The sequence below is a fragment of the Flavobacterium zubiriense genome, from assembly GCF_041729725.1.
In the GTDB taxonomy this organism is placed as follows: domain Bacteria; phylum Bacteroidota; class Bacteroidia; order Flavobacteriales; family Flavobacteriaceae; genus Flavobacterium; species Flavobacterium zubiriense.
The window spans coordinates 57,404-70,811 of record NZ_JBCFQL010000003.1 but is presented as its reverse complement, the minus strand read 5'-3'; the positions used below and the strand labels follow the sequence as shown (position 1 = coordinate 70,811).

Below are 13,408 nucleotides of genomic sequence, written 5' to 3'. Positions count from 1 at the left end.
GTAATAATAAAAAGGTTATATGTCTGAAGAGAGAGTAATAAGAATAAACAAAGTTTTAAGGGAATTGAATATTTCTTTGGAAAGAGCTGTGGATTATCTTAAAGATAAGGGGATTGCAATAGAGTCAAATCCAAACACAAAAATTTCTGATGATGTATACAATGTCTTGTGCGGTCAGTTTGCGGGTGACAGAGGGAAAAAAGAGGCTTCGAAAGAAGTAAGTGAAGAGAAGAGAAAAGAAAAAGAAGCTTTACGTATCGAGCGCGATAGAGAAGCTGAAGATAAACGTAAGCAAGAAGAAGAATTGCAAAGACAACAACAGCAAGTAATTAAGGCGAGAGCTGTAATTTCAGGACCTGTTCAAGTTGGAAAAATAGATTTGAATCCTTCAAAAGCTACACCTCCTCCAGTAGTTGAGGAAAAAGTAGTTGCTCCTAAGCCTGAAGTTGTCGAAGAAAAACCGACTGCTAAAATTAGCTCTCCAGAGAAAATCGAATCAGACAAAAAAGAAGAAAAACCTGTTGCAGCCGAAGTTCCTAAGCCTGTTGTTGTAAACACAGCACCTAAGAAAGAAAAAGAAGTTGTGAAAGAAGTTGTAAAAGAGGAAAAACAGGCAGCTGTTGTTCCCGCAGCTAAAGAAAAAGAAGTTGTTAAGAAAACGGAAGAAGTAGCTAAGACTGAAGAAGCTCCTGCTGAAGAAGCCATTGCAACTCAATATCAAAAACTTTCTGGAGCAAAATTAACAGGACAAACTATTGATTTGTCTCAATTTAATAAGCCTAAAAAGAAAAAGGAGGATCCTAAAATCACTCCTAATAAACCAGGTGCTCCTGGAGCTGCTGGTGCAAATGCTAACAAAAACAAACGTAAAAGAATTGCTCCTAAACCGGGTACTACTAATACGCCAAGCACACCTAGACCTCCTGGAACTCCTAATCCTAACAAAATTACACCTAATACTGGTGGCGGAGGATTTAATGCTAATAGAGGTGCTAGACCTGGATTTGTAAAAGGAAATCGTCCTGCTATTGTGGCTAAAGTAGAGCCAACAGAAGAGGAAGTAAAAAATCAAATTAGAGAGACTTTAGAAAAACTTCAAGGTAAAAAAGGAGGAAAATCTAAAGCGGCTAAATATAGAAGAGATAAAAGAGATACACACCGTCAAAAATCAGACGATGAGCAAAGAGCTTTAGACGAAGGAAGTAAAACTATAAAAGTTACTGAATTTGTTACTGTAGGTGAAATTGCGATCATGATGGATGTTCAAATTAATAAAGTAATTGGAACATGTATGTCTCTTGGTATCATGGTTACACAAAATCAACGTTTGGATGCAGAAACATTAACTATTGTTGCAGATGAATTTGGTTACGATGTTGAATTTATTACTGTAGATATCGAAGAAGCTATCGAAGTAATTGAAGATAGAGAAGAAGATTTAGTAGTAAGAGCACCGATTGTTACTGTAATGGGTCACGTCGATCACGGTAAAACCTCTTTACTAGATTATATTCGTAAAGAAAATGTAATTGCTGGAGAATCTGGAGGTATTACACAGCACATTGGTGCTTATGGAGTAACTTTAGATAATGGTCAAAAAATTGCTTTCTTAGATACACCAGGTCACGAGGCGTTTACCGCAATGCGTGCACGTGGAGCTCAAGTTACTGATATTGCTATTATTGTGGTTGCGGCGGATGATGATATCATGCCACAAACTAAAGAGGCTATTTCTCACGCACAAGCTGCTGGAGTGCCAATTATATTTGCCATCAATAAAATTGATAAACCCAATGCGAATGTTGAAAAAATCAAAGAGCGTTTGGCAGGTATGAATTTATTAGTAGAAGACTGGGGTGGAAAAATCCAATCTCATGATATTTCTGCAAAGGTTGGTACAGGTGTAAAAGAGTTGTTAGAGAAAGTATTATTAGAAGCTGAAGTTTTAGAGTTAAAATCTAATCCAAATAAAGCCGCTCAGGGTACTGTAGTCGAAGCATTTTTAGATAAAGGAAAAGGATATGTTTCTACCATATTAGTACAACACGGAACATTAAAAATTGGAGATTACTTATTAGCAGGTAAACATCATGGTAAAATTAAAGCCATGCATGATGAACGTGGTAATATTGTTACTGTTGCAGGACCTTCAACACCAGTATCTATTTTAGGTCTGGATGGTGCAGCTACGGCAGGAGATAAATTCAATGTATTTGAAGATGAAAAAGAAGCAAAACAAATTGCGGCTAAACGTTCTCAATTAATGCGTGAACAATCAGTACGTACACAACGTCATATTACTCTTGACGAAATTGGTCGTCGTATTGCATTAGGTCAATTTAAAGAATTGAACGTAATTCTTAAAGGAGATGTGGATGGTTCTGTTGAAGCATTATCTGATTCGTTCTCTAAATTGTCTACTGAAGAAATTCAAATTAATATTATCCATAAAGGTGTAGGAGCAATTACTGAAACTGACGTTATGTTGGCTTCTGCTTCTGATGCAATTATTATCGGATTTAATGTTCGTCCTGCTGGAAATGCAAGACAACTGGCTGATAAAGAAGAAATCGATATCCGTTATTACTCAATTATCTACGCGGCAATTGATGACTTAAAAGATGCAATGGAAGGAATGCTTGCTCCGGAAATGAAAGAGGAAGTATTAGGAACTGCTGAAATTAGAGAGTTATTTAAAATTTCTAAAGTGGGAACTATTGCAGGATGTATGGTTATGGATGGTAAAATTACTAGAAATGGTAAAATCAGAATTATTAGAGAGGGCGTAGTAATTCATGAAGGTGAATTAATTGCACTGAAGCGTTTCAAAGACGATGTAAGAGAAGTTGCTAAAGGTTATGATTGTGGTATCCAAGTAAAAGGATTTAATGATATTGAAGAAAGAGATGTTATTGAAGCGTATCATGAAGTAGCAATCAAGAAAAAATTGAAATAGTATTCAAAATATGTTTTTATAAAAAAATCCCGAGCAATCGGGATTTTTGTGTTTTAGGACTTTCCTACAAATAATGGATTTATACTTCTGGAGCTCCTGCTAGGATTTCGTTATTTGCATAAGATTCAAATTGTACAAAATTCCTTTTGAATTTTTGAGCCAATTCAATTGCCTTTGTGTCATATAAATTTGGGTCTTCCCAAGTGTTTCTCGGATTTAAAATCTCGCTCGGTACATTAGGGCAAGATTCCGGAACAGCTATTTTAAAAACAGCATGATTGTGGTAATTTACGTTGTCTAATTCGCCGTTTAAAGCCGCTGTAATCATAGCGCGGCTGTATTTTAATTTCATTCGGTTTCCTGTACCGTAAGGACCGCCCGTCCATCCCGTGTTAATTAACCAAACTTTTATATCGGTATCTTTCATTTTTTTGCTCAACATTTCGGCATATCTTGTGGGGTGCAAAGGCATAAATGGTGCACCAAAACAAGCTGAAAAATTAGGCTGAGGTTCAGTTATACCTGCTTCGGTTCCAGCTACTTTTGCTGTATACCCTGATATAAAATGGTACGCTGCTTGTCCGGGTGTTAATCGAGCAATAGGAGGCAGGATTCCAAAGGAATCGGCAGTCAGGAAAAAGATGTTTTTTGGATTTTGACCAATAGAACCTGGTTGTATGTTGTTAATGTGATCAATAGGATAACTTACTCGAGTGTTTGGAGAGATAGAAATGTCAGTATAATCAACTTCATTTGTGCCTGCTTTGAAAACAATATTTTCAATCATGGCTCCCTTGCGAACTGCTCTATAAATATCGGGTTCGCTTTCTTCGTTCAGGTTAACCACTTTAGCATAACAGCCTCCTTCAAAATTAAAAATCGTATTATCGGCAGTCCAACCGTGTTCGTCGTCACCGATTAATTTTCGAGTTGGGTCGGCAGAAAGTGTGGTTTTTCCAGTACCTGATAAACCAAAGAAAATAGCGGTTGTTCCGTCTTCGCCCACATTAGCACTTGCGTGCATTGAAAGAATATTTTGTGTGGAAGGAAGAATAAAATTCAATACATAAAATAAACCTTTCTTTAATTCGCCAGTATATCCTGTACCTCCAATCATTATAATTTTTCGGCTAAAGTTTAAAGCAGTAAAATTTCCTTGACGCGTTCCGTCGGTTTCGGGATTAGCTAAGAAACTCGGAGCACATAGCACAGTCCAATCGGCAACGAAACTTGTTAGTTCTTTAATCTCGGGTCTCAGAAACATATTGGAACAAAATAAATTAGCCCAAGGAGTTTCAGTAATCACACGCACATTTAATCTATAATTGGGATCGGCACATACATACGCATCTCTCACAAAGAGTTCTTTATTGGATAAATAGGCTGTTATTTTGTTGTAAAGCGCATCAAATTTTGCCGGTTCAAAAGGAATGTTGATATCGCCCCACCACACTTCGTTTTCAGTAACGCTGTCTTTTACAATAAAGCGATCCTGTGGCGAGCGACCCGAAAATTTCCCCGTGTTGATGGCTAGGGCTCCCGTAGATGTTTCTCTTCCTTCTCCACGATTCAAGGTCATTTCGTGCAATTGATCTGGTGTTAATTGATAGTGAATTTTTGCGTTTTTAATTCCGATATTTTCAAGAGAAAACAAGTTGTTGACAATCATAAGGTGGCTTATTTAGTAGTTCTTAGGTTTCTAAATTAAAGATAAAACATATATTTTAGTTCCTCTTTTGAATTCCTAATTTTTATCTGACTTTTTTGTGATATTATACAACAAAACCGCCCAGGCACAAATTAACAATAGTCCGCCAATAGGCGTTACAAAGCCAATTACTCTAAAATCAATAGGAGTAAGCGCGTTGGTTGCCAATAGATAAATCGAACCTGAGAATAATAACACACCCGAAAGCACCAAATTGTAAATGTTGTTTTTTGCTTTCGAACTTAAATCAGGGATTAATCCAATGAATAATAGAAACAAAGCATGATACATTTGGTAGCGAACTCCCGTTTCAAAGGTGGCTAATTGTTCGATGCTGAGTACTTTTTTTAAGGCATGAGCGCCAAAAGCACCTAGAATTATGGCAATCATTCCGAGTAAAGCCGCTGTTGAAATTGTTTTCTTATCCATTTTTTTTTCTGTTTAGGTTCTATACAAAAGTATTCGAAATCAAAGGAATCCAAAAGCTTTTTGGAGGATAGTTTACTGTTTGTTGTGCTAAAGTTTTGTGAATTTTGTTAAGAAAGTAGATTGATTTTTACCGCAAAGTTGGCAAAGTTTTTTCGCAAAGATTTGCAAAAGTTCCACAGAGTTTCACAAAGATTTTGAAAAAATAATTGGCATCCCAAGCGATTAATGTCATTAAGTTAAGCTTTTTTAGTCGTCACTTCGAGTGATTTTAAATGATAATGCGATAGCTTTATTATTTAAAATTGTATCGAGAAGCTTTGTGTAAACTAGAGTTCTCGATACTGGCTTACAATTTTCTGTCGCAAATTGTAAGCCAACTCGAACAGGCGGACCCTTAACTTAATGTAATTGGCCAAGCGATACAGTACAGACTAAGCAATTTGCGGTTATTTTTATTTAATGGCTACTATTTGTCTTAGCACAAACATTTCCTTATTTTTGAGTTCTATTTTCCAGCTATGAGAGAAATTCTAATTATTGGTGCAGGTCGGTCTGCTTCTTCGCTGATTCAGTATCTTTTGGAAAAATCCCAAGAAGAGCAATTGCATCTTGTAATTGCTGATTTGTCTTTGGAATTAGCTCAAAATAAAACCAATAATCATCCTAATGCCACTCCAATTACTCTAGATATCTTTAATGAAAACGAGCGAAGTGCCGCCATTGAAAAAGCGAATATTGTCATTTCGATGTTGCCTGCTCATTTGCACATTGAAATCGCAAAAGATTGTTTGGCTTTCAAGAAAAGTATGGTTACGGCTTCTTATATCAGTGATGCAATGAAGGCGTTGGATGCAGAGGTGAAACAGAACGGACTCATTTTTATGAACGAAATGGGATTAGATCCCGGAATCGATCACATGAGCGCCATGAAAGTAATTGACGAAATTAGAGAAAAAGGCGGAAAAATGCTTTTGTTCGAATCTTTCTGTGGCGGACTCGTAGCTCCCGAATCGGATACTAATCTTTGGAATTACAAATTTACCTGGGCACCCCGTAATGTGGTTTTGGCGGGTCAGGGTGGTGTGGCCAAATTTATTCAGGAAGGCAGTTATAAATACATTCCGTACACCAGTTTGTTTCGTCGTACCGAATTTCTGGAAGTGGAAGGTTACGGCCGATTTGAGGCGTATTCGAACAGAGATTCTTTAAAATATCGAAGCATTTATGGCTTAGATGACATTCTTACTTTGTATCGCGGAACCATTCGTCGTGTTGGTTTTTCCAAAGCCTGGAATATGTTTGTGCAACTCGGCATGACCGATGATTCTTATGTGATGGAAGATTCCGAAAACATGAGCTATCGCCAGTTTATCAATTCGTTTTTGCCGTATCACCCAACGGATTCCGTAGAGATAAAAACCCGTTTGTTGCTCAAAATTGACCAGGACGACATCATGTGGGACAAATTGCTAGAGTTGGATTTATTCAACGACCAGAAAATTGTCGGACTTAAAAATGCTACTCCAGCCCAAATTTTAGAAAAAATCCTCAATGACAGTTGGACGCTTCAGCCCGATGACAAAGACATGATTGTGATGTATCATAAATTTGGCTACGAAATCAACGGCAAAAAAGTCCAAATGGATTCCCAAATGGTTTGCATAGGACAAGACCAAACTTACACTGCTATGGCAAAAACCGTTGGACTGCCTGTTGCCATGGCTACCTTGTTAATCCTTAACGGAAAGATTACAACTCCAGGCGTTCAAATTCCAATCCTGAAAGAAGTGTATTTACCCGTTTTAAAAGAATTGGAACAATATGGAGTTGTTTTTAAGGAACAAATGCTGCCGTATTTGGGGTATAAGTATAGTTGATAATAATTTGGGCGTTCCCTCGTTGAAAAAATAATATTTAATTCCAGATTTTTCAACGAGGTCAGGCTGTACGCTCTATCTTTTGCTTTTTAAAGAAAAAAGCAAAAGGATGCCGCTTCCATCCTTAACGCAAATTCAGAGGGATTTACCAGTTTGTTAATTCCGACAGAGGAGGAATCTCAGCCAAGTATTTAAAAAATTAAGTAGTTTTATTTCTGAAAACTACCTATTAGAGTTTTTCTAAAACTATTTTTATTTAAAACTAATGATTAAACTGTAAGAAAATAATTTATATTTGAATGACGAAATAATATAAAGCTTGTCAAATGTATTTTGATAAAGGAAGAGGTAGATTTGGAGAAATAAAAATTCAGTTTTATAGGAGACAAATAAATATAAATTAATGACAATATAATTATGAATGATAAAGAGTTAGAAAAGATTGAAAAAATAATTGAAAGTTGTCATATAAATTTCATGATTGGTTCGGGTGCTTCAAGAGATTATTTGGAAACACTAAATAATATTGAAGAACTTTTAACAAAATTGGAAGGAGAAAATAGTACTGAAGTTCTTGAAACTTCTATTAAATATGAATATTTTGATAAATGTATCAGGGGAAATCTTCGTCTTTTGAGCAATATATCTGTAAAAAAAGAAATTGATTATCAGAATACTAAAAACAATTATAATGAATTTATAAAAGCTTTAAATATTGTTCTTTTAAAAAGAAAAACAAGCCTTTTAAATAGACAAGTTAATTTGTTTACCACAAATATGGATTTGTTTCTTGATAAAACTTTAGATGAGTCAGGAGTAGAATTTAATGATGGTTTTAGTGGGAAATTCGAACCCGTTTTTAGCACAAGTAATTATCAAAAAACTTTTTTTAAATCAAGTGCTCAATATGATTTCAAATCAGAATTACCATTATTTAATCTTTTTAAACTTCACGGTTCCGTTACCTGGAAACAAGTAAAAGAAGGTAGTGATGAAGTTAAAATCATATATGATTCTTCACTACAAACTTTAAAAAAACTAGATGAAATAAAATTTAATAAAAAAAATGAGATTGTATCTAATATTACAGATTTTGATATAGCAAAAAAACAAGTAATTGAATTAGAGGTTAAAAGTTTAGAAAATCATTTTAAGTTTTTGAAAGAGTATAAAGACTTAGTAATGATTAACCCAAATAAGGAGAAATTTGAATCAACAACATTACGATTAGAATATTACGAACAATTAAGGATGTATTCTAATGCACTTGAAAAAGAAAATTCAGTGTTGTTTGTTTGTGGATTTTCTTTTGCAGATGAACATATTAAACAAATCACATTAAGAGTTGCTAATTCAAATCCAACATTAATTGTTTATGTTTTTTGTTTTAATGATAAAGCAAAGAATGATATTGAAGATAAACTTGGAGAAAGTAAGTTTAATAATTTAAATTGTATTGTTCTTGGAGATTTTTCAAATGTTATAAAAAATGTGTTTGGCAAAATCGCTTCAAGATTGGATAGCAAATCTTATCAACTCAATCAAGGAGAATATGAACTTATCAAAATAAAAAATAAACCAAATAATAATGATGAAGAAGCTAAACAATGATTTAATTTCTGAATCTGTATTAAAAATCGGTTCGGTTAATGAAGTAAGAGGTAATAAAATAATTATCAAAGTCGATAAGGAAAAAAATGCACCACATTTAATTTACGAAGGTGAAATAATTAAAAATGTTTCCGTTGGTTCTTATGTAAAAATCACCAAAGGTTTTAATGAGATAATAGGTAAAATAGAAGGAGAATATATTTCAGATGATAAAAACTTATCTCAAACAGAGTATAAAAATTTTAAAGACAAAATAAAGCGATTTTTAAATGTAACATTAGTTGGTTTTATTGATAGAGAAAGTGATAAAGATGATGTTGTAGTTAAATTTAAACAAGGTTTAAAAGAGCTGCCATTAATTGAAAATGATTGTTTCTTATTGACTCAAGATGAATTTGAGATGATTCATAGTTTTGCAAAAGAAGGAGCTGATTTAATTACTATTGGAACTCTTTTAAATGAAACAAGTGTAAGTATCAAACTGAGTGTCGACAAACTATTTGCTAGTCATATTGGCATTTTTGGAAATACTGGAAGTGGTAAGTCTTATACGTTAGCAAAGTTGTATCATGAATTGATAAACAAATATTCAAAATCATCAAAGTTTCAAAATAATGCGAAGTTTCTATTAATTGACTTTAATGGAGAATATGCTGTAAACAAAAAAGATGAAACGATAATAATTGATAAAGAATATAAGGATAGATATTTTTTATCGACTTCAAAATTAGATGGAGATCGTTTCCCTATTCCAGAGTCAGAGGTTAATGATTTAACTTTTTGGTCTATACTGTTAAAAGCTACAGAGCAAACTCAAAAACCATTTTTGGATAGTTCTCTATCAAAAAAATATTTAATTGAATATACAAAAACAGAAGATGGTCTTAAGAATTTAATTTTCAATAATTTAGCTTTGATTTTAACTCAGGGCTCTAAAAATCTAGAAAAAGATTTTCATGTTTATTTTTTAGATGAATTGTTAAAAGTTAATACTACTGAGTGTGTTATTTTCTCAAATTTAAAAGAGATTAGAAATAGGATTAGAGCTAACTTGATTATTAATTATGGTCAAAACATTTTTTTTGGTATTGATAACTCTAAAGAGCCTCAAAAATTCACAGATAACTTAAAATCGGTTGTTTTTGAACTCGAAATTCATGTTGAAAAAATTTCAATTTTTAGTAAAATTAGACTGCAAATAATTTTTAATTATTTTTATGTGATTTTAAAAGGGTTTTATTCAAGAGAACATATAGGTCCATTGTACAATAGAGTTGAAACAAAATTTAATCAGATTACTAAAGTATTTAAGATAGACAGCGAGGATATTATTAATAATAAAAAACCTTTAACAATAATATCATTGAACGATGTTAATGTGGAAATGAAAAAGATAATTCCATTAGTCGTATGCAAATATTATTACGAATATTTTAAAAAAAATAATCTATCAAGAGATAAATATCTTAATATAATTATTGATGAAGCACACAATATTTTATCGAGAAATTCAATAAGAGAAAGCGAAAATTGGAAAGATTATCGCTTAGAAACATTTGAAGAGATCATTAAAGAAGGTAGAAAATTCGGGGTATTTTTATCTTTATCAAGCCAAAGACCATCTGATATTTCAGATACAATAATATCACAATTGCATAATTATTTTTTGCATCGTTTAATCAACAACAAAGATATTGAAGCGATTGGCAGAACCGTTTCTTATTTAGATAAAGTATCATTTGATAGTTTATCAATTTTACCACAAGGAGCATGTATTCTTGCGGGTCTTTCAGCTGATTTGCCAGTAGTCATAAAAGTTGATAAAATAAATGAAGGATATGAGCCTTATAATGAAACAATTGTGTTAACTAATAATTGGAAATAATGAAGATTGAGTTGTCTAAAAATGAATGGTTTTTAATTGTATTTTTTGGAGTCCTAATTTTGTTCACTCCTTATTTAATAACAAGAAATCTGGGTTTAGTTTCTTTTGTGGGTACTGGAGAAATTGGAGATACAATTGGAGGTATAACGGCACCTTTTCTCGGTTTTTTTGGTTCTGTTTTGGTGTATTTGGCTTTAAAAGCACAAATTGATGCAAATGAACAAGTAAGAAAACAATTTGAAAAACAAGAAGAAGAAGGATTAATAAATAATAGGATTGAGTTCTTAAAAACAAAAGTTTCAATTTTAAGAGAAGAAATTAATAGTTTTTATTTTTCTTACATGGATGATACTCAAAAAGGAAATGTACAAAAATTTAATTATCAAGGATCACAGGCAATTCATAAATTATTAGTTAATTCTAAGAATAGTTTTTATGGTAACAAAATAAGAACACCATATGAATTAGAACCAAAACTTTTAGAATTGAAATCTCTTTTAATTTATTTTAAACAAACAGTTTCAGAAGTTTTAAATGATACTGTTATAAATCAAAATGTGAAGGATGAATATGTAAATATTTTAGCGTTTTTATTTGATTCAAAATTAAAGGGTTATTTTAATGTAATGGAAGGATATAAGTCCGAACACAATGAAGCTTGTTCTGAAAACTGCGGTAATTTTCATGGAATTCCCTCAGATTTGTTTGAAGTTGTAAAGGATATTGAAAGCTTATTAAATAATTAAAATCTTTAAGAACCTGACACTAATGTGTTTTTTTACTCATTAATCCATTCATTTGCGTTAGGGATAGAAGCGGCATCCTTTTTATTTTTTTAAATAAAAAGATACAGCGGATAGCCCGCCCGCCGCGGCGGAAACGCCCAAAAAAAATCCGCCCATTACTGAACGGATTTCATTTGTTTCAACTTAGAGAACTTTGCGAAAAACTTAGCTTACTTTGCGGTTAGCTTACTTCGACAACTCCACAAAATATTTATAAAACAACGGAATGGTTTCAATTCCTTTTAGGTAATTAAAAATCCCAAAATGTTCGTTGGGAGAGTGAATCGCATCGCTGTCGAGTCCAAATCCCATCAGGATGGTTTTGCTTTTTAGTTCTTTTTCGAATAAAGCGACAATAGGAATACTTCCGCCTGAACGCACCGGAATGGCAGGAATACCAAAGGTTTCGGTGTAGGCCATATTAGCGGCTTTATAACCAATGCTGTCAATAGGGGTTACATATCCTTGACCGCCATGATGCGGAGTTACTTTTACAGTAACCGCTTTGGGAGCAATCGCGATGAAATGTTTGGTAAATAACTCGGTGATTTCCTCCCAGTCTTGATTGGGAACCAGTCGCATCGAAATTTTGGCGAAAGCCTTACTAGGAATAACGGTTTTGGCTCCCTGACCCGTATAGCCTCCCCAAATTCCGTTGACATCCAGTGTAGGACGGATGGCATTTCTTTCATTGGTAACATAGCCTTCTTCGCCATAGACATCCTTTAAATCGAGTGCTTTTTTGTAGTTTTCGATATCAAAAGGCGCTTTGGCCATTTCGGCTCGTTCTTCAAGCGATAATTCTTCTACCTCGTCATAAAATCCAGGAATTGTTATGCGATTGTTTTCGTCGTGTAGCGAAGCAATCATTTTGCTCAGAATGTTAATTGGATTAGCTACTGCACCTCCGTACAATCCAGAATGTAAGTCTCTGTTAGGGCCTGTAACTTCGACTTCAACATAACTCAACCCGCGTAATCCTGTAGTTATCGATGGCTGCTGATTAGAAATCATTCCAGTATCTGAAATTAAAATCACATCGTTTTTTAGTTTTGCTGCGTTGTTTTCGACAAAGCTTTTTAGGTTCACGCTGCCCACTTCTTCCTCGCCTTCAATCATGAATTTGACGTTGCAAGGTAGGGTGTTGCTCTGAATCATGTATTCGAATGCTTTGACGTGCATGTACATTTGGCCTTTGTCATCACAAGCACCACGGGCAAAAATAGCGCCTTCGGGATGAATGTTGGTTTTTTTGATTACGGGTTCGAATGGAGGAGAAGTCCAGAGTTCAATTGGGTCAGGTGGCTGTACATCATAATGACCGTAAACTAAAACCGTTGGCAAATTAGGGTCAATTATTTTTTCGGCGTAAACAATAGGGTAGCCGTTGGTTTCGCAGATTTCGACTTTGTCACAACCTGCTTTTTCAAGACTAAGTTTTACGGCTTCAGAAGTATCGATTACATCCTGTGAATAAGCAGAATCAGCACTTACAGAAGGGATTTTTAATATTTCAATTAATTCGTTGATGAAGCGATCTTTGTTTTGTTGTATGTAATTTGTGATGTTTTCCATTGATTGTGCTGGGTTTTGATACTTTCAAAAATACAAAAAACTGAATTATAATTTTTTTTAATTTTTTACTTTGAATATTGGAAAGTATGCTTATATTTGCACCCACAATTACATGCGGATATGGTGAAATTGGTAGACATGCCAGACTTAGGATCTGGTGCCGCAAGGCGTGTAGGTTCGAGTCCTATTATCCGCACTAAAAGCTTCTCAATCGAGAAGCTTTTTTTATGCCTTTATTTTTGATGGATTACGCAATCTGTAATGATAATCCAAATGCATTAATTATTTGCACAAAATTAGAAATTTGTAAATCAGTTTTGCCTTGTTCTATTTTGGCAATATAGGCACGTTCTTTGCCTATTTGGTCTGCTAATTGTTGTTGGGTTAGCTTTTTTTTCTTGCGTTTTTCTTTTATCAATTCGCCATAATAAAAAGACAATGTTTTTTTTTGTGAACTCTTCACTTTCGGCTGTGCCTTGCTTGCCATTTTTTTCGTCTAAATAGTCATTTACAGAGTGTGTTTCTTTTTTAACATTTCTGTTTAGTGGTTTGGTCTTTGAAACTTTTTATAAAGCAACAAAA

The 13,408-nt window shown here is 33.8% G+C and carries 9 protein-coding genes and 1 tRNA gene; 6 read left to right on the top strand and 4 right to left on the bottom strand.

Translation table 11 applies throughout. The features are described from left to right. Positions 1 to 19: 19 nt before the first annotated feature. Positions 20 to 2,956 carry a translation initiation factor IF-2 gene (infB, locus tag AAGV28_RS03535; protein ID WP_373405443.1) on the top strand — a complete coding sequence of 979 codons (2,937 nt, stop codon included), beginning with the start codon at positions 20 to 22 and terminating at the stop codon, positions 2,954 to 2,956. 79 nt (positions 2,957 to 3,035) lie between these two features. On the opposite strand, the gene pckA is transcribed toward infB, so the two are convergent. Beyond that, positions 3,036 to 4,625, bottom strand: a complete 1,590-nt coding sequence (gene pckA, locus AAGV28_RS03530; RefSeq protein WP_373405442.1) for a phosphoenolpyruvate carboxykinase (ATP) — start codon at positions 4,623 to 4,625, stop codon at positions 3,036 to 3,038. Between the two features lie 75 nt (positions 4,626 to 4,700). Beyond that, positions 4,701 to 5,093, bottom strand: coding sequence for a DUF423 domain-containing protein (locus AAGV28_RS03525; RefSeq protein WP_373405441.1), 393 nt, complete (start codon positions 5,091 to 5,093; stop codon positions 4,701 to 4,703). Between the two features lie 518 nt (positions 5,094 to 5,611). Here AAGV28_RS03525 and AAGV28_RS03520 point away from each other — a divergent pair. The 4 genes from AAGV28_RS03520 to AAGV28_RS03505 all read left to right on the top strand — a co-directional run bounded on the left by AAGV28_RS03520 (position 5,612) and on the right by AAGV28_RS03505 (position 11,212). Further along, a complete protein-coding gene (locus tag AAGV28_RS03520; protein WP_373405440.1) occupies positions 5,612 to 6,970 on the top strand; it encodes a saccharopine dehydrogenase family protein in 1,359 nt (452 codons plus the stop codon). Between the two features lie 417 nt (positions 6,971 to 7,387). Continuing rightward, on the top strand, positions 7,388 to 8,581 hold the full coding sequence (locus tag AAGV28_RS03515; protein ID WP_373405439.1) for a hypothetical protein: 1,194 nt from the start codon (positions 7,388 to 7,390) through the stop codon (positions 8,579 to 8,581). After that, positions 8,559 to 10,466 carry an ATP-binding protein gene (locus tag AAGV28_RS03510; RefSeq protein WP_373405438.1) on the top strand — a complete coding sequence of 636 codons (1,908 nt, stop codon included), beginning with the start codon at positions 8,559 to 8,561 and terminating at the stop codon, positions 10,464 to 10,466. The genes AAGV28_RS03515 and AAGV28_RS03510 overlap by 23 nt, the downstream gene beginning before the upstream one ends. After that, on the top strand, positions 10,466 to 11,212 hold the full coding sequence (locus AAGV28_RS03505) for a DNA translocase FtsK 4TM domain-containing protein (RefSeq protein WP_373405437.1): 747 nt from the start codon (positions 10,466 to 10,468) through the stop codon (positions 11,210 to 11,212). Before AAGV28_RS03510 ends, AAGV28_RS03505 begins: the two co-directional genes overlap by 1 nt. Before the next feature lie 225 nt (positions 11,213 to 11,437). Here the strand turns inward: AAGV28_RS03505 and AAGV28_RS03500 are convergent, their stop codons facing one another. Continuing rightward, a complete protein-coding gene (locus AAGV28_RS03500; RefSeq protein ID WP_373405436.1) occupies positions 11,438 to 12,826 on the bottom strand; it encodes a dipeptidase in 1,389 nt (462 codons plus the stop codon). Between the two features lie 114 nt (positions 12,827 to 12,940). Between AAGV28_RS03500 and AAGV28_RS03495 the strand changes: the two genes are divergently transcribed. Continuing rightward, positions 12,941 to 13,022 (top strand) — tRNA-Leu (locus tag AAGV28_RS03495). A gap of 51 nt (positions 13,023 to 13,073) precedes the next feature. Here the strand turns inward: AAGV28_RS03495 and AAGV28_RS03490 are convergent. Then, positions 13,074 to 13,313: a helix-turn-helix domain-containing protein gene (locus tag AAGV28_RS03490; RefSeq protein ID WP_373405435.1), complete on the bottom strand. Its 240-nt coding sequence runs from the start codon at positions 13,311 to 13,313 to the stop codon at positions 13,074 to 13,076. Positions 13,314 to 13,408 lie beyond the last annotated feature (95 nt).